This is a genomic window from Stenotrophomonas sp. 24(2023) (assembly GCF_030913365.1).
In the GTDB taxonomy this organism is placed as follows: Bacteria; Pseudomonadota; Gammaproteobacteria; order Xanthomonadales; family Xanthomonadaceae; genus Stenotrophomonas.
Window position 1 is genome coordinate 2,382,500 of the sequence record NZ_CP133160.1, and the last position, 25,608, is coordinate 2,408,107.

The following is a 25,608-nucleotide window of genomic DNA, read 5'->3' on the forward strand; positions in this document are numbered from 1 at the left end:
AGCAACCGCAATCCCATCCGCTTCCTACACCCCGGTTTCCACCAGGTAATCGATGAAGCTGCGTACCTTCGGGGCCAGGTGGTTGCGGCTGTTGTACACGGCAAAGATGCCCACGGGGGGCACTTCCCAGTCGGGCAGCACGCGCACCAGGCGGCCATCGGCCAAGGCCGGTTCCAGCAGGAAATCCGGCTGCAGGATGATGCCCATGCCGGCGATCGCAGCCGCGCACAGCACATCACCGTTGTTCGCACGCAACCGGCTGCCTACCGCCACTTTCACTTCGCCGCCTGGTCCCTGCAGGGGCCACACATCACCGCTGGACCAGTAGCTGTAGGTCAGGCAGGCATGCCCGGCCAGCTCCTGCGGGCTTTGTGGCGTGCCCTGCGCCTGCAGGTAGGCCGGGGCGGCACACAGGCTGATGCGGGCCTGGCCCAGGCGGCGGGCGATCAGGGTGGGGCTGGGCTCGCGGGTGATGCGGATGACCACGTCGTAGCCTTCTTCGACCATGTCCACCAGGCGGTCGGACAGGGCCAGGTCCAGCTCCACCTGCGGGAAACGCGCGCGGAAGCCGGCCAGCAGCGGCCCGAGCCGGGCGATGCCCCAGCTGACCGGGGCGTTGATGCGCAGGGTGCCGGAGGGGGCCAGGGCCTGCGCGCCGACGCTGGCTTCCAGCGCGTCGAACTCGGCCAGCAGGCGCACGCTCTGTTCGTAGTAGGCCGCACCGGCCGTGGTCGGGCTGACCCGGCGGGTGGTGCGATGGAGCAGGCGGGTGTTCAGGCGCTTTTCCAGCGCGGCGATCTGCCGGGTGACGCCGGCGGTGGACAGCCCCAGCGCCTGGGCGGCGGCGCTGAAGCCGTTGCGCTCGACCACCGCGACGAACACGCGCATGGCATCGAGGGTGTCCATTGTTTCACCTTATGAAATAAATACGGTCATATGATCGTATTTATTGGCTGACAGGGGCGCAATAACCTGAGCACCTCTTCCTTCCCCGAGATGCGCCATGAAGCCGTCCACGCCGTCGCTGTCCCCGCTCGCTCCCTATGGCGCCACCGTGCTGCGCTGGGCGCTGGGCGCGCTGTTCCTGGTCCATGCCCTGATCAAGCTGCTGGTGCTCACCCCGGCGGGTACGGCGGGGTTCTTCGCCTCGCTGGGCCTTCCCCCGGCGCTGGCGTACCTGACCATCGCCGCTGAACTGCTGATCGCCGCGTCGCTGCTGCTGGGCGTGTATGCCCGCTGGGTCGGCCTGCTGGGCGTGCCGCTGCTGCTGGGCACCATCGCGACCGTGCACGGTGCCAACGGCTTCACCTTCAGCAACCCCGGCGGTGGCTGGGAGTACCCGGCGCTGTGGGCGCTGGCGCTGCTGGTGCTGTTCCTGGTCGGCGATGGCCGCTGGACGCTGCGCTCGCGCTGAGCGCGGCTCTTTCCCTTTCCTGCTGGAGGACACCATGTCCCGTCTGCCTTCGCTGTACATCTCCCATGGCTCGCCGATGACGGCGCTGCAGCCGGGCCAGGTGGGCGTGCGCCTGGCCGAGCTGGCCCGCGACCTGCCACGACCGCGCGCGATCGTCATCGCCTCGGCGCACTGGCTGGCCCGGCAACCGCGGGTCGGCGCGCACCCGCAGCCGCCGACCCTCCACGATTTCGGCGGTTTCCCGCAGGCACTGTTCGACCTGCAGTACCCGGCGCCGGGCGATCCGGCACTGGCCGAGGAGATCGCCGGCCGTATCGCAGCGGCCGGCCTGCCGGTCGCCCTCGACCCGCAGCGCGGCCTGGACCATGGCGCATGGGTGCCGCTGCGCCTGCTGCACCCGCAGGCCGACATCCCGGTGGTGCCGGTGTCGATCCAGCCGATGCTGGGGCCACAGCACCAGTTCGCGCTGGGCCGTGCGCTGGCGCCGCTGCGCGGGCAGGGCGTGCTGCTGGTCGGCTCGGGCAGCATCACCCACAACCTGCATGACTGGCGCGACTACCAGGATGGCAAGGAGGCACCGTACGTGCGGCCCTTCATCGAATGGGTCGAGCAGCGGCTGCTGGCCAATGACCGCGACGCGCTGTTCGATTACCGCCGGCAGGCGCCGTTTGCCGAGCGCGCGCATCCCACCGACGAGCACCTGCTGCCGCTGTACTTCGCGATGGGGGCGGCCGGCGATGATGACGTCGGTGCACGCCGCATCGACGCCGGCATCGATGCGGGCATGCTGGCGATGGACCTCTACCGGTTCGACGGTGCCCCCTTCCGGCAGGCGGCCGCATGAGCGGGTTGCCGGGCCCGGTGCTGGAACGGCCGGCCCAGGGCACGGCGCAGGGGCTGGTGGTGCTGCTGCACGGCGTGGGCAGCAACGAACAGTCGCTGGCCGGGTTTGCCGCCACGCTGGACCCGCGCCTGCACGTGCTGCTGCCGCGCGCACCGCTGGTGTTCGGGCCGCAGGCCTTTGGCTGGTTCAGCGTACGCTTCGGCGCGCAGGGGCCGGTGATCGACCCGGCGCAGGCCGAGGCGGCACGCCTGCAGGTGCGTGACTGGCTGGCCGCGCAGCAGGCCCGGCTGGGGGTGGGGCCGGCACGGACGGTGCTGGCCGGCTTCAGCCAGGGCGGCATCATCAGCGCCAGCGTGGCATTGACCGCGCCGGCGCAGGTGAAGTCCTTCGCGGTGCTGTGCGGGCGCATCCTGCCGGAGATCACCCCGCACATTCCGGCCGACATCGGCACGCAGGGCCTGCAGGGGCTGCTGGTGCATGGGCGGCAGGACGAGAAGCTGCCCTTCGCCCTGGCCGAAGCGGCCGCCGGCCGGTTGCGGGCACTGGGCGTGGCGCACGAACTGCGCGCCTATCCGGCACCGCACACGCTGTCGGCGGCGATGCAGGACGATACACGGCGGTGGATCAGCGCACGATTGCTGTCGCTGCGCTGAGGATGGCCCATTCCAGCACCCGCGGCGGCAGAGGGCTGTGATAACTTTTTTACGGTTTCCGGCGCGGTCTTTACGGCCATCCCCACGCGCCGCTTCCTGGAAGAAGCATGCACACCATCGAAGTCGTCCTGGCGATGCTGGTGGCCGTTGTCGCCAGCGGTTACCTGGTCCGCGTCCTGCCGTTCTCGCTCCCGCTGCCCCTGGTCCAGATCGGGCTGGGCGCGGTGATCGCTGGGGTCTTCAACCGTGGGCACGCGCTGGAACCGGAGATGTTCTTCCTGCTGTTCCTGCCGCCGCTGCTGTTCCTGGATGGCTGGCGCATTCCCAAGCAGGGCCTGTTCCGCGACAAGGGCGCGATCCTGGAACTGGCCTTCGGCCTGGTGGTGTTCACGGTGCTCGGCGCCGGCCTGCTGATCCACTGGATGATTCCGGTGATGCCGCTGGCGGTGTGCTTCGCGCTGGCGGCGATCATTTCCCCGACCGATCCGGTCGCGGTCGGCGCGATCGCCTCCAAGGCGCCCATTCCCAAGCGCCTGATGCACATCCTGGAAGGCGAATCGCTGCTCAACGATGCGTCCGGCCTGGTCTGCTTCCGCTTCGCGGTGGCGGCGGTGATGACCGGCACGTTCTCGCTGGCCACCGCGTCGATGACCTTCCTGTGGGTGGCCGTGGCCGGCCTGGCCGTGGGCGTGGCGGTGACCCTGGGCGTGTCCACCTTCCAGCGCTGGCTGTGGCGCCGCTTCGGCGAAGAGCCCGGCGCGGCGATGCTGGTCAATCTGCTGATTCCGTTCGCGGCCTACCTGCTGGCCGAAGAGATCAACGCCTCGGGCATCCTGGCGGCGGTGGCGGCAGGCATCAGCATGAGCTACGTCGAACTGAGCGGCCGCATCTCCGGCAGCATGCGCGTCCAGCGCTCGGCGGTATGGGGCATGCTGCAGTTCACCTTCAACGGCATCATGTTCGTGCTGCTGGGCGAGCAGCTGCCGGGCATTGTCGAGCGGGCGATGTCCACCATGAACGAGACCGGCCACCAGAGTGCCTGGTGGCTGGCGGTGTACGTGGTGGTGATCAACCTGGCGCTGGTGGCGCTGCGCCTGCTGTGGGTCTGGCTGTCGCTGCGCTGGAACCTGCTGCGCGCGCGCCGGCGTGGCCTGCAGCACAGCGAGGCACCGAACTGGCGCATCGTGGTGGCCACCTCGGTGGCCGGCGTGCGCGGTGCCATCACCTTGGCCGGCGTGCTCACGTTGCCGCTGTTCCTGCCCGATGGCACGCCGTTCCCGGCCCGTGACCTGGTGATCTTCCTGGCCGCGGCGGTCATCCTGTTCTCGCTGGTCGGTGCCAGCGTGGCCTTGCCGCAGCTGCTCAAGGGCCTGCAGCTGCCCGCGGACTCCAGTGAACGCAAGGAAGAGGACCTGGCCCGCCGGCTGGCCGCGAAGGCCGCGCTGTCCGGCGTGGAGCGCGTACGCCAGCAGCTGGTGCTGAACCAGAGCACGGAAAACGTGCAGCTGTACAACGATGCGGCATCGCGGGTGAGCCTGCTCTACCAGCGCCACCTGGAGCGGGACAGTGATGGCCCGGACGTGGACCCGGAAAAGGTGCGGCGGATGGAGCTGGGCTACCGCCAGCTGCGCAGTGCCGGCCTGAACGCCGAACGCGAGGAACTGTTCCGCCTGACCCGGCGCGGGGTCATTTCCGATGAGATCTCGCGCAAGCTGATCCGCAACCTGGACCTGCTGGAATCGCGCAAGCGCGACTGAGGGCCGGGTCCATCGGGGGCAGAGCCCTTCCCGCGGGAAAGCGCTCTGACCCCCGTGCGCGGAAAACCGCTTATTCCGGCTTCTGGTCCAGGAAGTACACCTCGACCTTGCCCTTGACCTTGATGGTCATCGGGTTGCCGCGGCGGTCACGGGCCTTGCCGGCCTGCACGCGGATCCAGCCTTCGCTGACCGAGTATTCCTCGACGTTGTCGCGCTCGACGTCGTTGAAGCGCACGCCCACGCCACGCTCCAGCGCCTGCGCATCGTGGTGGGGGCTGGCCGGGTTGATCGCCAGGTGGTCAGGAGGGGTATCGCTCATCTTCATTCACGGTGACGGCCACCACGGCCGGCTTCAGCGGCACAGGATAAACCGTAGAATGCCGGCCTGCCCCCACCGAGCCGCCGCCATGCCCGACAACAGCGATTATTTCGACTTCGAGGAAGACGCCCACGATTTCGACGAGGATGGCTTCGAGGCGCGCATCTGGAACCTGCTGGTACTGGTCAACCCGGGCGATGAGGAACTGGCGCTGCAGCAGTTCAACCGCTGGCGCGAGCTGCTCACCGAGGCGGGTGAACCGCTGGAGGCCGATGCGGACTGGCTGCCGGCCCTGTTCAGCGCCATCGGCTGGCAGTCGGGCTTCGAGGTGGAGCGTGACGACCTGGAATCGCTGATGTCGGCGGTGAACGAGCTGTCCGCGCGCTGGAACCTGCAGCTGGACTGGGGCGGTGACCTGGACGACGAGGACTTCGCCGAGGATCTGGACGGGGTGCAGCTGATGTCCACCGCCTTCGACCGCCTGCGCGAGCACAACTACACGCTGTGGAGCGTGGATGCCGGCAGTGGCGGCTTCACCGGCTGGATGGCGTTGACCCGTGACGATGACGCCATGCTGGCGCTGTGTTCGCTGCTGAACGTGGAAGTGCGCCTGGGCAGCGACCCGTTCTGAACCCGCCGCGGGTCCGCCGGGCGGGGCGCCCGACGCGGCCTACGGCTGGTACTGCGCCCTGGCGGTGGCGATCACCGCTTTGACGTGTTCGCGGTCGACATGCCGGGAAATGGCCTGCGCGCCCAGTGCGATGGCGCGGGCACGCAGGTCGGTGGTGACGTCGTAGTGCGCGCCGCTGGCCTTGTTCTGGAAGGCCCGGCGGGGAATGCCGAGCTGCGCCGCCATGGCGTGCAGCTCGGGCAGGGTGTCGGCCATCAGGTGCGCCCAGCGCTCACCGCGCCAGGCATGCACTGCATCGTCGACATAGACCGCCATGCGCGGCAGTGGCCGTCAGGCCTGCGGCTTGGCTGCGTCGTCGCCTTCAGCGGCCGGGGCGGCATCAGTGGTTTCGGCCACCGCCTCGTCCTGTGCGCTCTCGCCTTCCACGGCGGCGTCGACTTCGTCTTCGGCCTGGACCTTCTCGAACTCGGCAACCTGGGCAGCCAGGTATTCCTCGGGCGTCTGGCCGGCGTCGGCGGCCAGGGCGGCCAGCAGCTGCTTGATCAGGTCGGAGTATTCCAGGGTGACCTTGCGGCCTTCCTTTTCCTGCACGTTGGCCAGGTGCTGCAGCATGGCCAGCATCGGCACCGGGTTCTCGGCATTGCCCATGGTCTGGCCGCCGATGGCCAGCAGCCACTGCCGGCCCTGCAGGCCGATGGCCGCCACGACGTGGCCTTCTTCATTGGTCAGCACGGCGTGGTTCTGGACCTGCTGCTGGCCATTGAGACGCAGGAACGGACGCTTGGCCTGCTGCTTCTTGCGCTGGTCGCGCTTGGCCTTGGACGACTTGGACATGGAGGTGGGACCTGAAAACGGAAAGACCGCCATTGTAAGGGGCATGGCCCAGCCGCGCTTGGGCCGTGGCGGTTCAGCGCGCCACGGCCGGGGCGGTGGCTTCGCCCGGTTCGGCCGCCGGTGCCAGTGGCGATGCATCCGGGTCGGCGCTGGGGGCGGACAGCCCGACCTGCGGGCCGGCGCCGGCCAGGGCGGCCTGCTCGGCGGCCTTGGTCATCACCACGATGCTGATGCGGCGGTTGATCGGGTTCTGCGGATCGGTCTGGTCGAACAGCACCGAGGACGACAGGCCGACCACGCGGGTGATCTTGGCCTCGTCCAGGCCACCATCGATCAGCGTGCGGCGTGCGGCGTTGGCGCGGTCGGCGCTCAGTTCCCAGTTGCCGTAGCCGCCGCGGGCGGTATAGGCGGTGGTGTCGGTGTGCCCGGTCAGGCTGATCCGGTTCGGTACGTGGCTGAGGTAGCTGGACAGCTCGTGCAGGATGTCGCGGGTATAGGGCTTGAGCGTGGCACTGCCCAGGTCGAACATCGGCCGGTTCTGCTTGTCCACGATCTGGATGCGCAGGCCCTCGGGGGTCAGGTCCAGCAGCAGCTGGTCCTTGAACGGTTCCAGGGCCTGGCTCTTGCTGATCGCTTCCTGCAGTTCCTTCATCAGCTGTTCCAGCTGCTGCTTGTCGCGCTGCTGCTGGTCCACCGGCTGTGGCACGGCTTCCTGCTTGTTCTGGAAGGGGTCGTTGCTGCTGCCGCGGCTGACGTCGGTGGCACCGCCGAGCTTGATCATCGAGGTGCTGGCGCCGCCCGGCCCGGCCATGCCCGGCGCCGGGGTGGCGCTCTGGCCGCTGAGCGGGCTGGGGTTGCGGAAGTACTCGGAAATGGCCGCGCGCTCGGGCTTGCTGGTGCTGGCCATCAGCCACAGCACCAGGAAGAAGGCCATCATCGCGGTCACGAAGTCGGCATAGGCCACCTTCCACGAGCCGCCGTGGTGGCCGCCGTGGCCGGCCTTCTTGACCTTGCGGACGATGACGGTGGGCTTGGTCTCGGCCATGGCTTACTTCACCGACTTCAGGTGCTGCTCGAAATCGGAGAAGGCCGGGCGCACGTCCGACGGCAGGGTCTTGCGGGCGAATTCCAGTGCGATCTTCGGGTTGTAGCCGCGCAGGCAGGCCAGCAGGGCGGTCTTCACCGATTCGTAGATGCGGCTGTCCTGCTCGGCCCGGGCCTCCATCGCCGAGGCCATCGGGCCGACGAAGCCGTAGCCCAGCAGGATGCCCAGGAAGGTGCCGACCAGTGCGCCGGCGACGTGGCCGCCGACCTCGACGATGTCCCCGCCGATCGAGCCCATGGTGATGACGATGCCCAGCACCGCCGCCACGATGCCGAAACCGGGCAATCCGTCGGCCACCTTGGTCAGCACCTGCGAGGGGGCCATCGCCTCGGCATGGTGCTTTTCCAGCTCCAGTTCCAGCAGCGGTTCCAGCTCGTGCGGTTCGATGTTGCTGCCGATCATCAGGCGCAGGCAGTCGGTGATGAAGTCCACCAGGTGGTGGTCGGCCTGCACCTTGGGGTAGTTGGCGAAGATCGCGCTTTCGGCCGGCCGCTCGACGTGGTCTTCCAGGGCCATGAAGCCTTCGCGGCGGGCCTTGTTGAGCAGTTCGTACAGCAGGCTCAGCACATCGATGTAGTCCTGCTGCTTGTAACGCGGGCCCTTGAATACGGCGACCATGCCACGCAGGGTCTGCTTGACGGTCTTGGCCGGGGTGCCGACCAGGAAGGCGCCCAGTGCGGCGCCGCCGATGATCACCAGTTCATAGGGTTGCCACAGGGCGCCCAACCGGCCGTGGGCGCCGAGGTAGCCGCCGATCACGCTGATGATGACGACCAGGAAACCAATGAGGATGAGCATGGGGCTGGCGATGGGAAGGGGGTATCCCCGTTGTCGGCCCCATGGCCCCATTTCTGAAGAGGCAATATGTGAAATCGGTCGGCGGGGGGCGTCAGCCCGCCACGCCGGCTTCAGCGCCGCCGCGCTGCAACGGGTCCGGCCAATGCGCCCCGGCGTCGGTGAAGGAAAGTGAGACCGAGTTCAGGCAGTGGCGTTCGTGGGTCGGCGGCGGGCCGTCCGGGAACACATGGCCCAGGTGGCTGCCGCAGCGGGCGCAGGTGATTTCGGTACGGACCATGCCGTGGCTGGTATCGCGGATCTCGTGGACGTGCGCCGGGTCGAACGGGGCGAAGAAGCTCGGCCAGCCGGTGCCGGAATCGAACTTGGCGCTGGAGCGGAACAGCGGCAGCGCGCACAGGCGGCAGCCGTAGACGCCCTCGCGCTTGTTGTCCAGGAACACGCCGCAGAAGGGGGCTTCGGTGCCGTGGTGCAGCAGCACCCGCGCCTCTTCGTGGCTGAGCCCGGCCTCCAGCGCCTGGCGCTGGGCATCGCTGGGGGGCGTGAGATCGAAGGCGGTCATGAGCGGGCTCCAGGGCGGGCGGGGAAGGGCAGACTGAGCAGATGGGGGTGGCCGGGTGGCCGGGCAAGTGTGATGTCCGTTCATGGGGGGCACACGCACCCGGGCGCAGGGTAGGGGCCTGTCCACAGGGGGAAGCCTGCCATGAACCGCCCCATTGCCGTGTTGCTGTTGGCCCTGCTGCCAGGCCTGGCGCTGGCGCAGATCGCCGCGCCGCCGTCCCCCACGGCCACCCGCAGCACCACCACCGTGGCCCCCGCCCCGGTGGCCACGCCGCCGCCGGGCAGCGCCCCTGCCCCGGTGCAGGGCCCCCTGCCGTCGCCGGTGCTGCCGCGCCAGCCCATTCCCAGCAGTGGCCCCGCCAAGCCCGTGGCACCGCCGGCGCGCACGTTGCCGGACAAGGTGTACGACCGGGACGGCCGCATCGTGCCGGGCATGAAGGCGGTCGGCCCCAACCGCGTGCTGGACACCAACACCGGCCGCTATTACGACAGCATCCCGCAGGGCAACGGCCAGCAGATCAAGTAGCGCCACGCCCTGCGGGGCGTGCGCGGTCAGCGTGCGGGAACCCGGCGGTGATGGCGCCACCTGAACCCTTCAAAACGGTTCCGCGCAGTCATCGGCATCAACGCGCCGGCTCACTGTTTTTTCGCCTGTGATTAACCGCTGCGGGACCAGCGTGGGCGTGCGCCGGCAACCGGCCGGCGCACATTCCCTCTCTCTCGAGCACGATCATGGCCAACCAGAACAACCGCACCCCGGGCAAGGAGCAGCAGGACAAGCCGCAGCAGGGTCGCCAGCAGCAACAGCAGCAACAACAGCAGCAGATGGACCCGCACCCGAAGGGCAGGCAGCCCGATCCGCGCCAGCAGGGCAAGCAGCAGCGTTGAGGGCTGACGTTGCCCGCAACGGGCCGGAGACCGCACGGCGGGATCTGGCCCGTGTCCCTCGGCACCGCCGCTCAGTCCGCGATGGGCAGCGCCCAGGTTTCCTTGACCTCTTCCATCACGATGTAGCTCTTGGATTCGCGCACGTGCGGCAGGGTCAGCAGGGTGCTGCCGAGCAGCTTGCGGTAGGAGGCCATCTCGCTGATGCGCGCCTTGAGCAGGTAGTCGAAATCACCTGACACCAGGTGGCACTCCAGCACGTTGGGCAGCTTCAGCGCGGCGCGGCGGAATTCCTCGAAGATGTCACCGGATTTGTAGGCCAGGCTGATTTCCACGAACACCAGCAGGCTGGCCTTCAGCGCTGCAGGGTCCAGGTGGGCGTGGTAACCGGTGATGACCCCTTCGCGTTCCAGCCGGCGCACGCGTTCGGTGCACGGGGTGGTGGACAGGCCGACCCGTTCGCCCAGTTCGGTGAAGGACAGGCGCCCTTCGGCCTGCAGCAGGCGCAGGATCTTGCGGTCGATCTTGTCCAGTTCGCGGGAGCGGGTGGCCATGGCCGTCAACCTCGAGGAATGAATCTCAGGGAAACATCCTGCCTGTTGGTATCAAATCAGGCAAATCAACTGGTATCGGCTGACTATACTTCCCCAATTATGATCCCGGCGTGGTCCAGCGCAGGGAATGATCGGGTTGGAGAAGTCCCATGCGAGTCCTAGTCCTCGGCAGCGGCGTGATCGGCACTACCAGTGCCTGGTACCTGCGACAGGCCGGGTTTGAAGTCACGGTCGTCGACCGCCAGCCGGGCCCCGCGCTGGAAACCAGCTTCGCCAACGCCGGCCAGCTGTCCTTCGGCTACACCTCGCCGTGGGCGGCCCCGGGCGTGCCGAAGAAGGCCATCGGCTGGCTGTTCGAGAAGCATGCCCCGCTGGCGATCCGCCCCGGCATGGACCTGGCCCAGTACCGCTGGCTGTGGCAGATGCTGCGCAACTGCACGCACGAGCGCTATGCCATCAACAAGGCGCGCATGGTGCGCATGTCCGAGTACAGCCGCGACTGCCTGAACGAGCTGCGTGCGCAGACCGGCATCGACTACGAAGGCCGCGACCTGGGCACCACCCAGCTGTTCCGCACCCAGCAGCAGCTGGATGCCTCGGCGCAGGACATCGAGATCCTGGCCCAGTACGGCGTGCCCTACGAGGTGCTGGACCGTGCCGGCATCATCCAGGCCGAACCGGCGCTGGCCCACGTCGATGGGCTGGTCGGCGCCCTGCGCCTGCCGCGCGACCAGACCGGCGATTGCCAGCTGTTCACCCGCCGCCTGATGCAGATGTGCGTGGATGCCGGCGTCGAGTTCCGTTTCGACCAGGACATCGATGGCCTGCAGGCCGACGGTGACCGCATCACCGGCGTGCGCATCGGCGGCCGTGTGGAAACCGCTGACCGCTATGTGGTCGCGCTGGGCAGCTACTCGCCGCAGCTGGTGGCACCGCTGGGCCTGCGCCTGCCGGTGTACCCGCTGAAGGGGTATTCGCTGACGCTGCCGATCATCGAACCGTCGATGGCGCCCACGTCCACCATCCTGGACGAGAGCTACAAGGTGGCCGTCACCCGCTTTGACAACCGCATCCGCGTGGGCGGCATGGCCGAGGTGGCCGGGTTCGACCTGAGCCTGTCGCCGCGCCGCCGCGAAACCCTGGAACTGGTCGTGCGCGATCTGTACCCGAAGGGCGGTGACCTGTCGCGCGCGCAGTTCTGGACCGGCCTGCGCCCGGCAACGCCCGATGGCACGCCGGTGATCGGCGCCACGCCGCTGCGCAACCTGTTCCTCAACACCGGCCACGGCACCCTGGGCTGGACCATGGCGTGCGGCTCGGGCCGCTACCTGGCCGACCTGATGAGCGCGCGCCAGCCGCAGATCAGCACCGAAGGGCTGGACATCTTCCGCTACGGCCACCGTGCCGGGCAGCCGCAACACGAGAGCCGCACATGCGCCCAGCCCGCGCGTTGATCGATCTGGGCGCACTGCGCAGCAACTACCGCCTGGCCCGTGAACTGGGCGGCGGCAAGGCGCTGGCGGTGGTCAAGGCCGATGCCTACGGCCATGGCGCCGTGCGCTGTGCACAGGCGCTGGAAAGCGAGGCCGATGGCTTCGCCGTGGCCACGATCGAAGAAGCACTGGAACTGCGCCAGGCCGGCATCCGTGCGCCGATCCTGCTGCTGGAAGGCATCTTCGAGGCCAGCGAACTGCCGCTGGTGGCCGAGCACGACCTGTGGTTCTCGGTGGGCTCGCCGTGGCAGGTGGAGGCGCTGGCCGCCTTCGACAGCCCGCGCCCGCTGACCGTATGGCTGAAGCTGGACAGCGGCATGCACCGCCTGGGCCTGGACGTGGCCGGCTTCCGCGCCGCGCATGCCCGGCTGTCGGCGCTGCCGCAGGTGGCGCGCATCGTGATGATGACCCACCTGGCGCGTGCCGATGAGCTGGACAGCGAGCGCACGCACGAACAGGCGGCCACCTTCAAGGCTGCGATCGAGGGCCTGGACGGTGAGACCAGCATCTGCAACTCGCCAGCCCTGCTGGGGTGGCCGGACGTGCGCAGTGACTGGGTGCGCCCGGGCCTGATGCTGTACGGCGCCAACCCGTTGCCGGACGACACCGGGCTGACCGCGCGCCTGCGCCCGGTGATGACCATGCAGTCGCGGGTGATTGCCGAGCGCTGGATCGAGCCGGGTGAACCGGTGGGGTATGGCGCGCGTTTCGTCGCCAAGGTGCGCACCCGCGTTGGCGTGGTCGCGCTGGGGTATGCCGATGGCTACCCGCAGTTCGCGCCCAATGGCACGCCGCTGCGCATCGATGGCCAGCCCGGTGTGCTTATCGGCCGTGTGTCGATGGACATGCTGACGGTGGACCTGACCGCGCACCCGCAGGCCGCCATCGGCAGCGTGGTGGAACTGTGGGGCAGTGCGCCGACGCTGTCCGAACTGGCGCCGCGTGCCGGCGTGAGTGCCTACCAGCTGCCGTGCGCGGTCAAGCGCGTGGCGCGGGTGTACCAGGACTGAGAACAGGGTGCCGGCCTGGGCCGGCGCACCTGGGTGGGCTGATGCCAGGCATGGCCTGGCACTACGCGGCTGCACGGGGCAGCCGCGCGGCCGTTACCGCTCAGCGTGCGGCGGTGACCTGGCGGGCCAGTTCGCGGCGGCTCCAGTCGTCGACCAGCCGCTTTTCATAGCGCAGCGGATCCGAATCGCTCTGCAGGCCGACATTGTGCAGGTAGCCGGTATCGCTCAGCTTGGCCTCGCCCTGGTCGAGCACCTGGCCGTTGGCATCCTTGAGCGTGTATTGCAGGGTGATGCGCGGCGGGTAGATGTCACGCATGATGCGCACATCGCGCGCCTGCGGGCCGTGCCAGGGCTCGTAGTCGCCGGCGCGCTTGATGTCCACAAGGTTCACGTCCAGTGTCTGCCCCGGCTGCAGCTGCTTGCCGGCGCTGGTGCGCACGTACTTGGCCAGCTGCTGCACCCAGTCACCGCGTTCGGCTTCGAAGCGGTTGGTGCTGCGGCGGATCTCGGTGAAGCCGGACGGGTCGTTCCAGCGCACGCTGACCGGGCCGTCGGCCTGCAGCGCGCGCGGGGCCTGCGCGTCGGTGACGGTGCGGGGGGCGGCACTGGCGGTGCCGATGGCCAGCAGGCTGGCCAGCAACACGGTGCCGAGCGTCGTGCGGTTCATGACAGGCTCCTCGTCCCGGCGGGACGGCTGTGGTTGATTCGAGTGTGATCCTGCCCGCTCGGGCCGGCAATGGCGAAATGCGTCACAAACGACAACCGTTGTCGCCAATTCATGGTCCTGCCCATGACTGACGGCGCTTGACGCTGTGAATACGCGCTCTGGATGATGCTGTGGATCCTCCACCGCATCTGCCAAGCCGCCCCTTGTCCACCTTGCCGCCCACCCTGGAGCGTCCATCGCCGATGGTGCCCGCCCCGGACCCCGACGTGCACCGCAGCGTGCTTTCCCGGGTCAATGCGGGCTTCTGCGTGATCCAGGTCATGTTTGAAGGCGAGGCGGTGGTGGACTACCGCTTCCTGGAGGTCAACGAGGCGTTCGAGCGGCATACCGGGCTGAGGAAGGTGCAGGGGCAGTGCATGAGTGCGCTGGAACCCAACCACGAACCGGAATGGTTCCGCATCTACGGTGAAGTGGCGCGCAGCGGCCGGCCGGCGCAGTTCGAGATGGAAGCCCGTGCGCTGGGCCGTTCCTTTTCCGTGGACGCGGTGCGGGTCGGCCTGCCGGGCGAGAACAAGGTGGCCATCCTGTTCTTCGATGTCACCGCGCGCAAGCAGATGGAAGTGGAGCTGGGTGAAAGCGAGGCGCGTTTCAGCGCCCTGGCCGATGGCCTGCCCATGCCGGTGTGGGTGCTGGACGAGCGCGGCCATTCGCGCTTCGTCAACAACGCCTTCACCGAATTCTTCGGCGGCGACGAAGACCGCGTGCCGGAAGATGTCTGGCGCGGCCTGGTGCACCCGGACGATACCTCGGTGTTCGAGTACGAACTGCAGGAAGCACTGCGGTCGCAGCGCTCGATGCACGCGCTGGTTCGCGCGCGCCGCGCCGATGGCCAGTGGCGCTGGCTGGAGATGAACGCCCGGCCGCGCTTTTCCCGGATGGGGCGCTTCATCGGCATGGCCGGCAGCAGCCCGGATGTGACCGAACGGCGCGAGATCGAACTGGCGCGCGAGGAACTGCTGCAGTCCGAGCGTGCCGCGCGCAGCACTGCGGAGAACATGGCGCGGCTGAAGGACGAGTTCCTGGCCACGCTGTCGCATGAACTGCGTACGCCGCTGACCACCATCCTGGGCTGGAGCGAACTGCTGCTGCAGCGCGTGGATGCCACCAGCCCGCTGTACAAGGGGCTGGGGGTGATCGCCAACAGCGCCACCGCGCAGAAGCGATTGATCTCGGACATGCTGGACCTGAGCAGCATGCTGCTGGGCAAGGTGCAGCTGGAAGTGGAAGTGCTGGACCTGCGCGTGCTGCTGACCGAGGCGATCGGGGCGCAGGAACTGGTGGCCGATGGCAAGGCGATCGATGTCGGCCTGGAACTGCCCGATGCCCCCAGCCTGGTACTGGGCGATGCCACGCGCCTGCAGCAGGTGTTCTGGAACCTGCTGTCCAACGCCATCAAGTTCACCCCGGCCGAAGGCCGTATCGATGTGCGCGTGGAGCCCGAGGACGGGCACTGGAAGATCACCGTGCGCGACACCGGCGATGGCATCGCCCCGGAATTCCTGCGCCACCTGTTCAGCCGCTTCCGCCAGGCCGACGGCACCACCACGCGCCGCCATGGCGGTCTGGGGCTGGGCCTGGCCATCGTGCAGCAGCTGGTGGAACTGCATGGCGGCATGGTGACTGCGGCCAGCCCGGGCCATGGCGAAGGGGCCACCTTCACCGTGCGCCTGCCCGGCTATGTCCCCGATGCCGAGCGCCGTCCGCTGCGCGAGGTGTTCAGCGGGCCGATCATGGAGCAGGTGGTCGAGCCGTACCCGCTCAAGGGCGTGAACGTGCTGGCCGTGGAAGACCAGCCGGAAGTGCTGGAGTACCTGCGCCGCATGCTGGAGGAACAGGGCGCCACGGTCAGCGCGGCGATGTCCGCCGGCGAGGCCCTGGCACTGCTGGCCGACAACGGCCACCAGCAGTTCCACGTGATGCTGACCGACATCGGCATGCCCGGCATGGATGGTTACGGCCTGGTGCGCACGCTGCGCGAAGACATGGGCGTGGATGCGGTGGCACTGCCGGCGGTGGCCGTGACCGCGCTGGCACGCGCCGATGACCGCAAGCGCGCGCTGGCCTCCGGCTTCCAGGAACATGTGGCCAAGCCCTATTCGGTGGCGCAGCTGGTCACCGCCGTGCGCCACGTGCAGGCCGCGCGCGCGGCTGCCGCGCTGCACTGAACATTCACGGGCGCTGCGCCAGTCTGGGCACAGGAGGCTGCCGATGTCCCGTACCGCACCCCGTATCCATACCGACCCGGCGCGCATCGCAGCGCTGGAAGCGCTGATCCCGCAGCTTGACGGCGAGACCCGGGTCGAACTGACCCTGGCCGATGGCCGCCGCCTGCGCGGTACCGTCGCCGTGCGCCCGACGATCCAGCAGTACCGCGACGCCGCGGGAGACGAAGGCAGCAATGGCCAGCTGCGGCTGGATGACGCCGCCGTCCCTGCGCAGCAGCACCTGCTCTGGCTGGATGAAATCAGCGGCATCCGGCAGCTGCCGCCGACCGTGCCCTAGCCCGGGGCAGGAGGACCGGTGTCCTCCTGCCCGGTGCCCGATGGGGGAGCCTCAGTGCTCGAACGGTTCGGCCGTGGCGTCGAACCGGCGCGCGTAGGCACGCTCCTCGGCCACCCGGGCGACTTCGGCATCGGCCAGGTCCGGCGCGCCGTACACCGCATAGGCCAGGGTGCCATCGGCGGTCTTGCCCACCTGGTGCAGGCGGTAGCGCGAGTGGCCGCCGCCGCTGTCCTCCGGGTAGTGGACCGGCGGATGGTTGCCCTCCAGGTCCATTTCACTGTTGTCCACCACGCCGCCGACGAACAGGGCACGCATGCAGTCTCTCCTACGTTCCGGGGGAGCCCTTACCCTGACCGCAGGCGCGTTGTTGCGGCATCAATGCAATGTTGAAGTTTCGCAAATCGTGCCCGGCCCCGGCCCCGGCGCACGCGGCAGGGCCGCCGCCGGCCGAGCCGGTACAATGGTCGGCCTCCCCACGGAATGACCCCGCGCGCGATGGCCGCCAGCGACGACGCTCCCCTGCAGACCCTGTTCCTGCCGTTCTCCAACGGTTCCCTGCGCTGGCCCGAGGGCCCGGTCGCTTTCCTGCGCGCCCGTGATGGCTGGCCGCTGCGCGAGAACGCGCAGGGCCGCACCGTGGTGGCCGAGCAGAGCTTTGCGCCCTTCGCCCAGGCCCTGCAGGGGGCCGGCCTGCAGGTGCAGCCGCAGCTGGACGATGCCGCCCTGCGCGGCACCTTCCCGCTGGTGCTGGTGCTGCCCCCGCGCCAGCGCGAGGAAGCCCGCGCCCTGTTCGCCCGCGCGCTGGCGCTGGTGGCGCCGGGCGGCCGCGTGGTGGCCTGCCAGTCCAACAACGAAGGCGCCCGTTCCGGCGAAGGCGATCTGAAGCAGCTGGCCGGCCTGGGGGGCAGCCTGACCAAGAACCACTGCCGGGCCTACTGGACCGCACCGCTGGAAGGCCAGCACGACGCCGACCTGGCCGCGCGCTGGGCCGCACTGGATGCCGTCCGGCCGATCATGGGCGGGCGCTTCCTCAGCCGTCCGGGCGTGTTCGCCTGGAACCGCATCGACCCGGCCTCGGCCCTGCTGGCCGAACACCTGCCGGCGGATCTGGCCGGCCGCGCCGCCGACCTGGGCGCCGGCTACGGCTACCTCTCGCGCGAACTGCTGGAGCGCTGCCCGAAGATCACCGCGCTGGACCTGTACGAGGCCGAGCACCGCGCACTGGCCCTGGCCGAACTGAACCTGGCGCCGCCGCCGCGCGCGCTGCCGCTGCGGTTCCTGTGGCGCGATGTCACCGCCGGCGTGGAGCCGGGTTACGACGTCATCGTCAGCAACCCGCCGTTCCACACCCCGGCGCGCGAAGACCGCCCGGACATCGGCCAGCGCTTCATCGCCGTGGCCGCGCAGGCGCTGCGCCCGGGCGGGCGCCTGTACGTGGTGGCCAACCGCCACCTGCCGTACGAGCAGATCCTCAACGACAGCTTCGGCGCCGTGCGCGTGGTGGCCGAGCGTGATGGCTTCAAGCTGATCGAAGCGGTGCGAGGCAAGGGCCGATGAAACTGGTCAAGCACATCGCCAACCTGGGCTATGGCAGCCGCAAGCAGGTGCAGTGGATGTTCCGCGAAGGCCGCATCACCGATGCCGATGGCGAGGTGCTGTATGCCGACGACCAGGTGCCACATGAGGCGGTCCGCGTGGATGGCGAGCCGCTGGACCCGGCGCCGGGCCTGTGCATCGCCCTGCACAAGCCGTCCGGCTATACCTGTTCGACCAAGGACACCGGCCGCCTGATCTACGACCTGCTGCCGCCGCGTTTCCGCGACCGCGATCCGGTGCTGTCCACCGTCGGCCGGCTCGACCGCGAGACCAGCGGCCTGCTGCTGCTGACCGACGACGGTGGCCTGCTGCACCGGATCATCTCGCCCAAGGCCAAGCTGCCCAAGGTGTACGAGGTGGAACTGAGCGAAGACCTGCGTGGTGATGAAACCGCGCTGTTCGCCAGCGGCACCTTGATGCTGGAATCGGAGAAGACGCCGCTGCTGCCGGCCGAACTGGAGGTGCTGGGCCCGCGCCAGGCCCGCCTGGTGCTGCATGAAGGCCGTTACCACCAGGTGCGGCGCATGTTCGCCGCCACCGGCAACCATGTGCAGGCGCTGCACCGCAGCCGTGTCGGCGGCCTGGACCTGGCCGGCCTGGACGAAGGCCAGTGGCGCCTGCTGGCCGAGACCGATCTGCAGACCCTGTTCGCCCCATGACCGCCATTACCGCGCTGCCGTTCCTTCCCGACGCCGTCATCTTCGACATGGACGGGCTGATGATCGACAGCGAGCGGGTCTCGCTGGCGTGCTGGATGCAGGCCTCCCGCGAGCACGGCCTGGCACTGGATGAAGCGTTCTTCCTGCGCATGGTCGGGCTGGGTGACAAGGACAGCCTGGCGTTGATGCGCCAGCACGCCGACGATGCGCGCGTGCTGGCCATTGCCGCGCGCTGCCACGACCTGTACGAGGAGCGCACCCAGCAGGGCCTGCCGCTGCGGCCGGGCATCATCGAACTGCTGGAGCTGCTCAGGGCCCATGGCATTCCGCGTGCGGTGGCCACCTCCACGCGGCAGCCCCGCGCCAACCGCAAACTGGGGGCCACCGGGCTGCTGCCGTATTTCGATGCGGTGGTGACCAGCAGTGACGTCGCCCACCCCAAGCCCGCGCCGGACATCTACCTGCTGGCCGCGCAGCGGCTGGGCCAGGACCCGGCGCGCTGCCTGGCACTGGAGGATTCACCGGCGGGCATCCGCGCCGCGCTGGCGGCGGGCATGACCGCCATCCAGGTGCCCGATCTGGTGCACCCGGATGAGGCCCTGCGCGCGCTGGGCCATCGCATCGTCGGCTCGCTGGTGGATGCCCACGCCTTGCTGCTGCCGCTGCTGCCGCGCTGAGGGCGGGCAACCGCCCGCCCTGCTGGATGCCAACCGTGGTTGGCACGCTTCACCGCTCTGGCCGGGCGCTGCCCGGCGGCCGTTCAATCGATTCCAGGCACTCAGACCCGGCCGAACACCAGCGCGGCGTTGGTGCCGCCGAAGCCGAAGCTGTTGGACATCACCGTATCCAGCTTCTGCTCGCGGCTTTCGCGCAGGATCGGGAAGCCTTCCACCTTCGGGTCCAGTTCGCCGATGTTGGCCGAGCCGGCCACGAAGCCGTCGCGCATCATCAGCAGGCAGTAGATGGCTTCGTGCACGCTGGCCGCGCCGAGCGAGTGGCCCGACAGCGCCTTGGTCGAGGACAGCGGCGGAATGGCATCGCCGAACACTTCGCGGATCGCGCCCAGTTCGGTCACATCGCCCAGCGGGGTCGAGGTGCCGTGGGTGTTGAGGTAGTCCAGCGGGCGATCGACGTTCTGCAGCGCCATCTTCATGCAGCGCACGGCGCCTTCACCGGACGGGGCGACCATGTCGGCGCCGTCGGAGGTCACGCCATAGCCCAGCAGTTCGGCATGGATGCGGGCGCCGCGGGCCACGGCGTGGTCCCAGTCCTCCAGCACCAGCATGCCGCCGCCACCGGCGATGACGAAGCCGTCGCGGTCCTTGTCGTACGGGCGCGATGCACTGGCCGGGGTGTCGTTGAAGCCGGTGGACAGGGCGCCCATCGCATCGAACATCACGCTCATGGTCCAGTGCAGGTCTTCACCGCCACCGGCGAACATCACGTCCTGCGCGCCGTGGCGGATCAGGTCGGCGGCCGCACCGATGCAGTGCGCCGAGGTCGCGCAGGCGGCCGACAGCGAATAGCTCAGGCCCTTGATCTGGTAGGCGGTGGCCAGGCAGGCCGACACGGTGGAGCACATCGTGCGCGGCACCATGTACGGGCCGACCTTGCGCACGCCACGGTTGCGGGCGATGTCGGCCGCTTCCACCTGCCATTCGCTGGAGCCGCCGCCGGAGCCGGCGATCAGGCCGGTACGCACGTGGCTGACGTGTTCCGGCGACAGGCCGGCATCGGCGATCGCATCGCGCAGTGCCAGGTAGGCATAGGCCGAACCGTCGCTCATGAAGCGCTTCTGCTTGCGGTCGATCAGGGCATCCAGGTCCAGGTCCACGCGTCCCCCGACCTGGCTGCGCAGGCCGGCATCGGCATGGTCGGGCAGGGCGGTGATGCCGGCGCGGCCTGCGCGCAGGGCGGCGGAGACCGTGTCCAGGTCATTGCCCAGGCACGAGGTAATGCCCATTCCGGTGATGGCAACGCGACGCATCAGAAATTCTCGGTAGAAGTGAACAGGCCCACGCGCAGGTCGCGCGCGGCATAGATCTCGCGGTCATCCACGTACATGCGGGCATCGGCCTGGGCCATCACCAGCTTGCGGTTGATCACGCGGCTGATGTCGATCTCATAGCGCACCCGCTTTGCATCCGGCAGCACCTGGCCGGTGAACTTCACCTCGCCGCAGCCCAGGGCACGGCCACGGCCGGGCGCGCCCAGCCAGGTCAGGTAGAAGCCGGTCAGCTGCCACATCGCATCCAGGCCCAGGCAGCCGGGCATCACCGGGTCGCCGATGAAGTGGCAGCCGAAGAACCACAGGTCCGGGCGGATATCCAGTTCGGCGCGTACCATGCCCTTGCCATGCGGGCCGCCGTCTTCGCGGATGTCGGTGATGCGGTCGAACATCAGCATCGGGTCGTTGGGCAGGCGGCCGGCGGCGGCGCCGAACAGTTCACCGCGTGCGCTGGCCAGCAGCTGGTCGCGGTTGAACGCGTGGAGACGAGTCATGGAAAGCGCAATCCTGGAAGCGACGATCGGGAAAACAGCGCCCGAGGATGCCCGTGCCGCTGCCGGCAATCAAACCTTTCCACCGTACGCAAGCGTAGTGTTTTCAGGGGAAAACGCGCATCCTGTTGATGTGCAACGACCATACCTGAGCGTGTGGCCCGCCATGGTCGAACCCTCCGCTGGCACCTGACATGACCCCACTGCGCAAGATCATCCATGTGGACATGGACGCGTTCTACGCGTCGGTGGAGCAGCGTGATGATCCCTCGCTGCGGGGCAGGCCGGTGGTGGTGGCCTGGCGCGGGGCACGTTCGGTGGTGTGCGCGGCATCCTATGAAGCGCGCGTGTTCGGTGTGCGTTCAGCGATGCCGGCCGTGCGCGCCGAACGCCTGTGCCCTGACGCGATCTTCGTGCCGCCGGACTTCGCGCGGTACAAGGCGGTGTCACGCCAGGTGCGCGAGATCTTCCACCGCCATACGGAGCTGGTCGAACCGCTGTCGCTGGACGAGGCCTACCTGGATGTCACCGCGCCGCTGAGCGGCATCGCATTGGCGACCGACATCGCGCGCACCATCCGCACGCAGATCCGCGAAGAAACCCACCTGACCGCTTCAGCGGGCATCGCGCCGAACAAGTTCCTGGCCAAGATCGCCTCGGACTGGCGCAAGCCCGATGGCCAGTTCGTGATTCCGCCCCAGCGTGTGGAGGCCTTCCTCACGCCGTTGCCGGTCAAGCGCGTGCCCGGCGTGGGCAAGGTGATGGAAGGCAAGCTGGCCGCGCTGGGCATCGTCACCTGCGGCGACCTGCGCGCCTGGCCGCTGGCCTCGCTGGAAGAGGCCTTCGGCAGTTTCGGCCGCAGCCTGTACAACCGCGCGCGTGGCATCGACGAGCGGCCGGTGGAACCGGACCAGCCGGTGCAGTCGATTTCCTCCGAGGACACCTTTGCCGAAGACCTGCTGCTGGACGACCTGGCACCGGCGATCGTGCAGCTGGCCGAAAAGACCTGGCATGCCACGCGCCGCACCGAGCGCATCGGCCACACCGTGGTGCTGAAACTGAAGACCGCGCAGTTCCGCATCCTTACCCGCAGCTACACCCCCGAGCGCCCCCCGGAATCGATGGAGGAACTGCGCGACATCGCCCTGGCGCTGCGCGCCCGCGTGGACCTGCCGGCACAGACCCGCTACCGCCTGGTCGGGGTGGGGCTGGGCGGGTTCCGCGACAAGGAACCGGTGGTGCAGGGCGAGCTGTTCGAGCACGGTGCCGATGCGGCCGATGGCGTGCATCCGTAGACGCAGGTCGCGGCCGTCTTCCCCCCATGGCGTGGATCTTCCGGGGGTGCCGGGTCAGGCTCCATGACTCACGGCCAGGCCATCTCGCCCTTGGCGACTTTCGCGCTCAGTTCCAGCGATGCGTCACCGCCCAGTGCCGGGTAGCGGGCCTGCATCGCCTTCACCAGCGCGGCGCTGTCCTTGGCCTTGGCGGTTTCCACGTCGAAGGCGCGGATGTAGCCGGCGGTGAAACGCAGCGCGCTGGTATCCAGCGCCGCACCCGGGGCGTAGTGGCCCGGAATCACCACCTTCGGCTTCAGCGCGGCCAGCGCATCGAGTGTCCGCAGCCAGTCGCGGTGTGACTGCGGGGTCTGCGTATCGGCCATCCACACGTGCTCGCCGGCCACCACCGGAATGCCACCGACGATCGCGCGCAGGGCGGGCACCCACAGCACCGTGCGGTCCGGGGTCGGGCCATCCAGGCCGATGATCGGCAGCCGCTGGCCTTCCAGTTCCAGCGCATCGCCCTGCAGCACCTGCGGGATGACGATGCGTGCCGGTACGTCGGCGCCCATCTTCGGCCCCCAGTACGCCAGCTTGGCGGCCTGGGTCTGCTGGATGTGGGCGACGGTCTGCGCGGTGGCGACGATGCGGGCCTGCGGGAATGCATCCTGCAGCGTGGCCAGACCGAAGTAGTAATCCGGGTCGCCGTGGCTGATGTAGAGGGTGGTCAGCCGTTTGCCGCTGGCACGGATCTGCTCGACCAGCCGCTGCGCATCGCTGGCACCGAACTGGGCATCGACCAGCACCGCATCGTGGCGGCCTTCGATCAGCACCGAGGACACAGAGAACAGTGCCTGCGGGCCGGGATGGAAGGGGCGCAGCTGCAGCTGCGAGCGGGCAGCGGCGGCCGCGGTGGGCGTGGCCGGTGCCGCCTGCAGTGCGGGGCTGGCGAGGCCGGCGGCCAGGGCGAGGGGAAGCAGCAGGGCGGCGGTGCGCATGGGGTTGTCCTTGTGGCGGGTGGGGCCGGGCAGGGGCCTGGCGCTGCAGCGGGGCGGCGCCGGGCCCTGCCCGCTGGGCAGGCGTCAGTACGCGACGGTGATGATCTGCTGCGGGTACTGGTGCGCTTCCAGTTCGGCCACGAAGGCCGCACCGTAGTCGCCGTAGCTGATGCGGCTGTGGCCACTGGCATCGGCCAGGAAGGCCTTGGCCTGCACGCGGTACTGGCCGCGTTCTTCGCCCGGGCCGATTTCCGCGGCCGGCGAGAAGAACGTCCAGTCCAGGTCATCGATGGCCTGCAGGCGGGTGAGTGCTTCGCGGTGGGCCAGGGCGTAGGGCTTGTAGGCGGCCGGGAAATCCGGCGTGTCCACCAGCTGCACGCCCGGTGCCACTTCCAGGCTGCCGGCGCCGCCGACCACCACCACGCGCGGCACGCCGGCCTGGCGCGCGGCAGCGACCAGCTGCTCGGCAACGTTGGCGACGCGGCCGATGTCATCGCCCGGGCGCGGGCCGTAGGCGCTGGCCAGCACATCGTGGCCGGCGATCACCGCGGCCAGCGCTTCAGCGTCATCCAGCGGGGCGATGGCCAGGCGGGCACCGGCCAGTTCGGCCGGCAGGTCGTTTTCGCTGCGGACCAGGGCGGTGACCTGGTGGCCGCGTGCGAGGGCGTGGCGGGCGATCTGGCGGCCGATGTTGCCGGTGGCACCGACGAGGGCGATCTTCATGGCGGGTGTTCCAGTGGGAGGGAAGGTGAGCCCACTGTAGGCCGGTCCAGTTGTCCGAAAAACAGCGTATAACGGTCAGGTTTGTTGCAGGAGTCGATCATATGGACCGCTTCACCGCCATGACCGTGTTCGTCAACGTGGCCGAGCGCGGCAGCCTGACCGCCGCTGCCGATGCGCTGGACATGTCGCGGGCGATGGTCACCCGCTACCTGGCGCAGGTGGAGCAGTGGCTGGGCGTGCGCCTGCTGCACCGGACCACCCGCCGTACCAGCCTGACCAGCGCCGGCGAGGCCGCCCTGCAGCGCTTCCGGCAGATGCTGGAGATCGGCGCGGACCTGCAGAGCGAACTGGCCAGTGATGACCCGGAACCGCACGGCACGCTGCGGGTGACCGCCAGCGTCTCCTTCGGCCAGAGCCATCTGGCGCGGGCGGTGGCCGGTTATGTGCAACGGCACCCGGCCGCCCGCATCGAGCTGCTGCTGGTGGACCGGCTGGTCAACCTGGTGGAGGAGCGCGTGGACCTGGCCGTGCGCATCGCGCGCCGGGTCGACCCGGGCCTGATCGCGCGCAAGCTGGCGACCTGCAGTTCGGTGCTGTGCGCGACGCCGGCCTACCTGCAGGCACGTGGCACGCCGCAGGTGCCGGAGGAACTGGCCACCCACAACTGCATGACGCACCACTACGTTGCGCGCAGCGTGTGGAACCTGTTCCGCGGTGGCCGCACGATTTCCGTGGCGGTGGGCGGCAACATCAGCGCCAACGAAGCCTCGCTGCTGCTGGAAGCGGTGCGTGCCGGCGCCGGCATCGCGATGTTGCCCGCCTACCAGGTGGCACCGCTGCTGCGCCGTGGCGAACTGGTGCAGCTGCTGCCGGACTACGACCTGGAGGAACTGGGCGTGCATGCGGTGTACGCCTCGCGCCGGCAGCAGCCGGCGGTGCTGCGCTGCTTCCTCGACTACCTGGTGGAGTGCTTCGCCAGCCCTGAATTTGCCGACATCGACTGGCGCCCTGCGCGCGCGCCGCGGCGAGCGCCACGGGGCACCGGTGTACAATGAGCGATTCCCCGTTGCCTGGTGGCGTTGCCGTGTCCTATCCGTACCCGCTGGTGGTGTTCGACCTTGATGGCACGCTGGTGGACAGCGCCGCCGATATCGCCGAGGCACTCAACCGCACGCTGGAAGAACTGGGCGTGGCGCGCGTGGCCGAAGCCACTGTGCTCGGCTGGATCGGTGATGGCGTGCGCCGCCTGGTCGAACAGGCCGTAGAAGCGGTGGGCCTGCCGGTGGACATGGCCGCGGTGATGCCGCGCTTCATGGTGCACTACGGGGAATGCTTGCTGCGCAGCCCGCAGCTGTTCACCGGTGTGCCGGAGGCGCTGGCGCAGTTGCGCGAACGCAACGTACCGCTGGCCATCTGCACCAACAAGCCGGCGGCACTGGTGCCGCCGCTGCTGCAGCACCTGGGCATCGGCGATGCCTTCGCGCAGGTGCTGGGGGGCGATTCACTGCCGCAGCGCAAGCCCAGTGGCGAGCCGCTGCGGCACATCGCCGCCCACTTCGGCCTGGCGCCGGCGCAGTGCCTGATGGTGGGCGATTCGATCACCGACTACCGGGCCGCGCGTGATGCCGGCATGCCCATCGCGCTGGTGCGCTACGGCTACCCGCGCGGGCTGGACCTGGATGACAGCGATGCGGTGGCCGTGATCGACGATCTGCGCGACCTGCCGGGGCTGGCCGCCTGATCCGGCAGCGCCGGGCATGGCCCGGCGCACG

At 69.2% G+C, this 25,608-nt stretch carries 32 protein-coding genes; 18 read left to right on the forward strand and 14 right to left on the reverse strand.

Features of this window, described 5'->3' with window-relative positions; genetic code table 11:
• Positions 1-24: 24 nt before the first annotated feature.
• Positions 25-906 (reverse strand): LysR family transcriptional regulator, encoded by an 882-nt coding sequence (locus Q9R17_RS10575; RefSeq protein ID WP_308154607.1) that lies wholly within the window; start codon positions 904-906, stop codon positions 25-27.
• A 97-nt stretch (positions 907-1,003) separates the two neighbouring features.
• Between Q9R17_RS10575 and Q9R17_RS10580 the strand changes: the two genes are divergently transcribed.
• From Q9R17_RS10580 to Q9R17_RS10595, 4 genes are all read left to right on the forward strand, one after another.
• On the forward strand, positions 1,004-1,414 hold the full coding sequence (locus Q9R17_RS10580; RefSeq protein ID WP_308154608.1) for a DoxX family protein: 411 nt from the start codon (positions 1,004-1,006) through the stop codon (positions 1,412-1,414).
• 34 nt (positions 1,415-1,448) lie between these two features.
• On the forward strand, positions 1,449-2,258 hold the full coding sequence (locus tag Q9R17_RS10585) for a class III extradiol ring-cleavage dioxygenase (protein ID WP_308154609.1): 810 nt from the start codon (positions 1,449-1,451) through the stop codon (positions 2,256-2,258).
• Positions 2,255-2,911: a phospholipase gene (locus Q9R17_RS10590; protein WP_308154610.1), complete on the forward strand. Its 657-nt coding sequence runs from the start codon at positions 2,255-2,257 to the stop codon at positions 2,909-2,911. Before Q9R17_RS10585 ends, Q9R17_RS10590 begins: the two co-directional genes overlap by 4 nt.
• Positions 2,912-3,018: 107 nt before the next feature.
• A complete protein-coding gene (locus Q9R17_RS10595) occupies positions 3,019-4,668 on the forward strand; it encodes a Na+/H+ antiporter (protein ID WP_308154611.1) in 1,650 nt (549 codons plus the stop codon).
• A gap of 70 nt (positions 4,669-4,738) precedes the next feature.
• Here Q9R17_RS10595 and Q9R17_RS10600 read toward each other — a convergent pair whose 3' ends face one another.
• Positions 4,739-4,987 carry a DUF3297 family protein gene (locus Q9R17_RS10600; RefSeq protein WP_308154612.1) on the reverse strand — a complete coding sequence of 83 codons (249 nt, stop codon included), beginning with the start codon at positions 4,985-4,987 and terminating at the stop codon, positions 4,739-4,741.
• Between the two features lie 88 nt (positions 4,988-5,075).
• Between Q9R17_RS10600 and Q9R17_RS10605 the strand changes: the two genes are divergently transcribed.
• Positions 5,076-5,618 (forward strand): hypothetical protein, encoded by a 543-nt coding sequence (locus tag Q9R17_RS10605; protein ID WP_308154613.1) that lies wholly within the window; start codon positions 5,076-5,078, stop codon positions 5,616-5,618.
• 39 nt (positions 5,619-5,657) lie between these two features.
• On the opposite strand, the gene Q9R17_RS10610 is transcribed toward Q9R17_RS10605, so the two are convergent.
• The 5 genes from Q9R17_RS10610 to msrB form a co-directional block, all read right to left on the reverse strand.
• A complete protein-coding gene (locus Q9R17_RS10610; RefSeq protein ID WP_308154614.1) occupies positions 5,658-5,933 on the reverse strand; it encodes a DUF4031 domain-containing protein in 276 nt (91 codons plus the stop codon).
• 15 nt (positions 5,934-5,948) lie between these two features.
• The gene (locus Q9R17_RS10615; protein ID WP_308154615.1) at positions 5,949-6,452 is read right to left on the reverse strand and encodes a hypothetical protein; all 504 of its coding nucleotides are present in this window, start codon (positions 6,450-6,452) and stop codon (positions 5,949-5,951) included.
• Between the two features lie 73 nt (positions 6,453-6,525).
• A complete protein-coding gene (gene motB / locus Q9R17_RS10620; protein WP_308154616.1) occupies positions 6,526-7,497 on the reverse strand; it encodes a flagellar motor protein MotB in 972 nt (323 codons plus the stop codon).
• Between the two features lie 3 nt (positions 7,498-7,500).
• Entirely contained in the window at positions 7,501-8,355 is an 855-nt protein-coding gene (gene motA / locus Q9R17_RS10625) for a flagellar motor stator protein MotA (RefSeq protein WP_308154617.1), read from the reverse strand.
• A gap of 91 nt (positions 8,356-8,446) precedes the next feature.
• A complete protein-coding gene (gene msrB / locus Q9R17_RS10630; RefSeq protein WP_308154618.1) occupies positions 8,447-8,914 on the reverse strand; it encodes a peptide-methionine (R)-S-oxide reductase MsrB in 468 nt (155 codons plus the stop codon).
• Positions 8,915-9,055: 141 nt separating this feature from the next.
• Here msrB and Q9R17_RS10635 point away from each other — a divergent pair, with 141 nt between their 5' ends.
• Positions 9,056-9,439, forward strand: a complete 384-nt coding sequence (locus tag Q9R17_RS10635) for a classical arabinogalactan protein 4 (protein WP_308154619.1) — start codon at positions 9,056-9,058, stop codon at positions 9,437-9,439.
• A gap of 206 nt (positions 9,440-9,645) precedes the next feature.
• Positions 9,646-9,801 carry a lana protein gene (locus tag Q9R17_RS10640; RefSeq protein ID WP_308154620.1) on the forward strand — a complete coding sequence of 52 codons (156 nt, stop codon included), beginning with the start codon at positions 9,646-9,648 and terminating at the stop codon, positions 9,799-9,801.
• A gap of 71 nt (positions 9,802-9,872) precedes the next feature.
• Here the strand turns inward: Q9R17_RS10640 and Q9R17_RS10645 are convergent, their stop codons facing one another.
• Positions 9,873-10,352, reverse strand: coding sequence for an Lrp/AsnC ligand binding domain-containing protein (locus Q9R17_RS10645; protein ID WP_308154621.1), 480 nt, complete (start codon positions 10,350-10,352; stop codon positions 9,873-9,875).
• A gap of 149 nt (positions 10,353-10,501) precedes the next feature.
• Between Q9R17_RS10645 and Q9R17_RS10650 the strand changes: the two genes are divergently transcribed.
• Both Q9R17_RS10650 and alr read left to right on the forward strand, forming a co-directional pair.
• Entirely contained in the window at positions 10,502-11,806 is a 1,305-nt protein-coding gene (locus Q9R17_RS10650; protein ID WP_308154622.1) for a D-amino acid dehydrogenase, read from the forward strand.
• On the forward strand, positions 11,785-12,855 hold the full coding sequence (alr, locus tag Q9R17_RS10655) for an alanine racemase (protein ID WP_308154623.1): 1,071 nt from the start codon (positions 11,785-11,787) through the stop codon (positions 12,853-12,855). The genes Q9R17_RS10650 and alr overlap by 22 nt, the downstream gene beginning before the upstream one ends.
• A 100-nt stretch (positions 12,856-12,955) precedes the next feature.
• Here alr and Q9R17_RS10660 read toward each other — a convergent pair whose 3' ends face one another.
• On the reverse strand, positions 12,956-13,522 hold the full coding sequence (locus tag Q9R17_RS10660; protein WP_308154624.1) for a DUF3016 domain-containing protein: 567 nt from the start codon (positions 13,520-13,522) through the stop codon (positions 12,956-12,958).
• 242 nt (positions 13,523-13,764) lie between these two features.
• On the opposite strand from Q9R17_RS10660, the gene Q9R17_RS10665 reads away from it, so the two are divergent.
• Together Q9R17_RS10665 and Q9R17_RS10670 are read left to right on the forward strand one after the other, a co-directional pair.
• A complete protein-coding gene (locus Q9R17_RS10665) occupies positions 13,765-15,747 on the forward strand; it encodes an ATP-binding protein (RefSeq protein WP_308158323.1) in 1,983 nt (660 codons plus the stop codon).
• A 43-nt stretch (positions 15,748-15,790) separates the two neighbouring features.
• Complete coding sequence (locus Q9R17_RS10670; RefSeq protein WP_308154625.1) at positions 15,791-16,084, forward strand: DUF3247 family protein; 294 nt, start codon at positions 15,791-15,793, stop codon at positions 16,082-16,084.
• A 51-nt stretch (positions 16,085-16,135) separates the two neighbouring features.
• On the opposite strand, the gene Q9R17_RS10675 is transcribed toward Q9R17_RS10670, so the two are convergent.
• Positions 16,136-16,399: a hypothetical protein gene (locus tag Q9R17_RS10675; RefSeq protein WP_308154626.1), complete on the reverse strand. Its 264-nt coding sequence runs from the start codon at positions 16,397-16,399 to the stop codon at positions 16,136-16,138.
• 180 nt (positions 16,400-16,579) lie between these two features.
• On the opposite strand from Q9R17_RS10675, the gene Q9R17_RS10680 reads away from it, so the two are divergent.
• The 3 genes from Q9R17_RS10680 to Q9R17_RS10690 are packed head-to-tail and all read left to right on the forward strand — an operon-like array spanning position 16,580 to position 19,016.
• A complete protein-coding gene (locus Q9R17_RS10680; protein WP_308158324.1) occupies positions 16,580-17,641 on the forward strand; it encodes a class I SAM-dependent methyltransferase in 1,062 nt (353 codons plus the stop codon).
• Complete coding sequence (locus tag Q9R17_RS10685) at positions 17,638-18,339, forward strand: pseudouridine synthase (protein WP_308154627.1); 702 nt, start codon at positions 17,638-17,640, stop codon at positions 18,337-18,339. Before Q9R17_RS10680 ends, Q9R17_RS10685 begins: the two co-directional genes overlap by 4 nt.
• Positions 18,336-19,016 (forward strand): HAD family phosphatase, encoded by a 681-nt coding sequence (locus Q9R17_RS10690; protein WP_308154628.1) that lies wholly within the window; start codon positions 18,336-18,338, stop codon positions 19,014-19,016. The genes Q9R17_RS10685 and Q9R17_RS10690 overlap by 4 nt, the downstream gene beginning before the upstream one ends.
• A 101-nt stretch (positions 19,017-19,117) precedes the next feature.
• Here the strand turns inward: Q9R17_RS10690 and fabB are convergent, their stop codons facing one another.
• Together fabB and fabA are read right to left on the reverse strand one after the other, a co-directional pair.
• Positions 19,118-20,326 (reverse strand): beta-ketoacyl-ACP synthase I, encoded by a 1,209-nt coding sequence (gene fabB / locus Q9R17_RS10695; RefSeq protein WP_308154629.1) that lies wholly within the window; start codon positions 20,324-20,326, stop codon positions 19,118-19,120.
• Positions 20,326-20,841, reverse strand: coding sequence for a 3-hydroxyacyl-[acyl-carrier-protein] dehydratase FabA (gene fabA, locus Q9R17_RS10700; RefSeq protein WP_308154630.1), 516 nt, complete (start codon positions 20,839-20,841; stop codon positions 20,326-20,328). The genes fabB and fabA overlap by 1 nt, the downstream gene beginning before the upstream one ends.
• Here fabA and Q9R17_RS10705 point away from each other — a divergent pair.
• Together Q9R17_RS10705 and dinB are read left to right on the forward strand one after the other, a co-directional pair.
• On the forward strand, positions 20,840-21,031 hold the full coding sequence (locus Q9R17_RS10705; RefSeq protein ID WP_308154631.1) for a hypothetical protein: 192 nt from the start codon (positions 20,840-20,842) through the stop codon (positions 21,029-21,031). The two genes, fabA and Q9R17_RS10705, sit on opposite strands and share 2 nt — an antisense overlap.
• 1 nt (position 21,032) lies before the next feature.
• The gene (dinB, locus tag Q9R17_RS10710) at positions 21,033-22,133 is read left to right on the forward strand and encodes a DNA polymerase IV (protein ID WP_308154632.1); all 1,101 of its coding nucleotides are present in this window, start codon (positions 21,033-21,035) and stop codon (positions 22,131-22,133) included.
• Between the two features lie 68 nt (positions 22,134-22,201).
• Here dinB and Q9R17_RS10715 read toward each other — a convergent pair whose 3' ends face one another.
• Positions 22,202-23,113 carry an MBL fold metallo-hydrolase gene (locus Q9R17_RS10715; protein ID WP_308154633.1) on the reverse strand — a complete coding sequence of 304 codons (912 nt, stop codon included), beginning with the start codon at positions 23,111-23,113 and terminating at the stop codon, positions 22,202-22,204.
• A gap of 84 nt (positions 23,114-23,197) precedes the next feature.
• A complete protein-coding gene (locus Q9R17_RS10720; protein WP_308154634.1) occupies positions 23,198-23,836 on the reverse strand; it encodes an NAD(P)H-binding protein in 639 nt (212 codons plus the stop codon).
• Between the two features lie 101 nt (positions 23,837-23,937).
• Here Q9R17_RS10720 and Q9R17_RS10725 point away from each other — a divergent pair, with 101 nt between their 5' ends.
• A complete protein-coding gene (locus Q9R17_RS10725) occupies positions 23,938-24,891 on the forward strand; it encodes a LysR family transcriptional regulator (RefSeq protein WP_308154635.1) in 954 nt (317 codons plus the stop codon).
• A 29-nt stretch (positions 24,892-24,920) separates the two neighbouring features.
• Positions 24,921-25,577 (forward strand): phosphoglycolate phosphatase, encoded by a 657-nt coding sequence (gph, locus tag Q9R17_RS10730; RefSeq protein WP_308158325.1) that lies wholly within the window; start codon positions 24,921-24,923, stop codon positions 25,575-25,577.
• The last annotated feature ends 31 nt before the right edge of the window (positions 25,578-25,608 follow it).

Excerpts from the sequence above, each read along its gene's own strand:
- Q9R17_RS10575 (WP_308154607.1), bottom strand. The coding sequence starts at position 906 with ATGGACACCCTCGATGCCATGCGCGTGTTCGTCGCGGTGGTCGAGCGC.
- Q9R17_RS10580 (WP_308154608.1), top strand. The coding sequence starts at position 1,004 with ATGAAGCCGTCCACGCCGTCGCTGTCCCCGCTCGCTCCCTATGGCGCC.
- Q9R17_RS10585 (WP_308154609.1), top strand. The coding sequence starts at position 1,449 with ATGTCCCGTCTGCCTTCGCTGTACATCTCCCATGGCTCGCCGATGACG.
- Q9R17_RS10590 (WP_308154610.1), top strand. The coding sequence starts at position 2,255 with ATGAGCGGGTTGCCGGGCCCGGTGCTGGAACGGCCGGCCCAGGGCACG.
- Q9R17_RS10595 (WP_308154611.1), top strand. The coding sequence starts at position 3,019 with ATGCACACCATCGAAGTCGTCCTGGCGATGCTGGTGGCCGTTGTCGCC.
- Q9R17_RS10600 (WP_308154612.1), bottom strand. The coding sequence starts at position 4,987 with ATGAGCGATACCCCTCCTGACCACCTGGCGATCAACCCGGCCAGCCCC.
- Q9R17_RS10605 (WP_308154613.1), top strand. The coding sequence starts at position 5,076 with ATGCCCGACAACAGCGATTATTTCGACTTCGAGGAAGACGCCCACGAT.
- Q9R17_RS10610 (WP_308154614.1), bottom strand. The coding sequence starts at position 5,933 with ATGGCGGTCTATGTCGACGATGCAGTGCATGCCTGGCGCGGTGAGCGC.
- Q9R17_RS10615 (WP_308154615.1), bottom strand. The coding sequence starts at position 6,452 with ATGTCCAAGTCGTCCAAGGCCAAGCGCGACCAGCGCAAGAAGCAGCAG.
- motB (WP_308154616.1), bottom strand. The coding sequence starts at position 7,497 with ATGGCCGAGACCAAGCCCACCGTCATCGTCCGCAAGGTCAAGAAGGCC.
- motA (WP_308154617.1), bottom strand. The coding sequence starts at position 8,355 with ATGCTCATCCTCATTGGTTTCCTGGTCGTCATCATCAGCGTGATCGGC.
- msrB (WP_308154618.1), bottom strand. The coding sequence starts at position 8,914 with ATGACCGCCTTCGATCTCACGCCCCCCAGCGATGCCCAGCGCCAGGCG.
- Q9R17_RS10635 (WP_308154619.1), top strand. The coding sequence starts at position 9,056 with ATGAACCGCCCCATTGCCGTGTTGCTGTTGGCCCTGCTGCCAGGCCTG.
- Q9R17_RS10640 (WP_308154620.1), top strand. The coding sequence starts at position 9,646 with ATGGCCAACCAGAACAACCGCACCCCGGGCAAGGAGCAGCAGGACAAG.
- Q9R17_RS10645 (WP_308154621.1), bottom strand. The coding sequence starts at position 10,352 with ATGGCCACCCGCTCCCGCGAACTGGACAAGATCGACCGCAAGATCCTG.
- Q9R17_RS10650 (WP_308154622.1), top strand. The coding sequence starts at position 10,502 with ATGCGAGTCCTAGTCCTCGGCAGCGGCGTGATCGGCACTACCAGTGCC.
- alr (WP_308154623.1), top strand. The coding sequence starts at position 11,785 with ATGCGCCCAGCCCGCGCGTTGATCGATCTGGGCGCACTGCGCAGCAAC.
- Q9R17_RS10660 (WP_308154624.1), bottom strand. The coding sequence starts at position 13,522 with ATGAACCGCACGACGCTCGGCACCGTGTTGCTGGCCAGCCTGCTGGCC.
- Q9R17_RS10665 (WP_308158323.1), top strand. The coding sequence starts at position 13,765 with ATGGTGCCCGCCCCGGACCCCGACGTGCACCGCAGCGTGCTTTCCCGG.
- Q9R17_RS10670 (WP_308154625.1), top strand. The coding sequence starts at position 15,791 with ATGTCCCGTACCGCACCCCGTATCCATACCGACCCGGCGCGCATCGCA.
- Q9R17_RS10675 (WP_308154626.1), bottom strand. The coding sequence starts at position 16,399 with ATGCGTGCCCTGTTCGTCGGCGGCGTGGTGGACAACAGTGAAATGGAC.
- Q9R17_RS10680 (WP_308158324.1), top strand. The coding sequence starts at position 16,580 with ATGGCCGCCAGCGACGACGCTCCCCTGCAGACCCTGTTCCTGCCGTTC.
- Q9R17_RS10685 (WP_308154627.1), top strand. The coding sequence starts at position 17,638 with ATGAAACTGGTCAAGCACATCGCCAACCTGGGCTATGGCAGCCGCAAG.
- Q9R17_RS10690 (WP_308154628.1), top strand. The coding sequence starts at position 18,336 with ATGACCGCCATTACCGCGCTGCCGTTCCTTCCCGACGCCGTCATCTTC.
- fabB (WP_308154629.1), bottom strand. The coding sequence starts at position 20,326 with ATGCGTCGCGTTGCCATCACCGGAATGGGCATTACCTCGTGCCTGGGC.
- Q9R17_RS10705 (WP_308154631.1), top strand. The coding sequence starts at position 20,840 with ATGGAAAGCGCAATCCTGGAAGCGACGATCGGGAAAACAGCGCCCGAG.
- fabA (WP_308154630.1), bottom strand. The coding sequence starts at position 20,841 with ATGACTCGTCTCCACGCGTTCAACCGCGACCAGCTGCTGGCCAGCGCA.
- dinB (WP_308154632.1), top strand. The coding sequence starts at position 21,033 with ATGACCCCACTGCGCAAGATCATCCATGTGGACATGGACGCGTTCTAC.
- Q9R17_RS10715 (WP_308154633.1), bottom strand. The coding sequence starts at position 23,113 with ATGCGCACCGCCGCCCTGCTGCTTCCCCTCGCCCTGGCCGCCGGCCTC.
- Q9R17_RS10720 (WP_308154634.1), bottom strand. The coding sequence starts at position 23,836 with ATGAAGATCGCCCTCGTCGGTGCCACCGGCAACATCGGCCGCCAGATC.
- Q9R17_RS10725 (WP_308154635.1), top strand. The coding sequence starts at position 23,938 with ATGGACCGCTTCACCGCCATGACCGTGTTCGTCAACGTGGCCGAGCGC.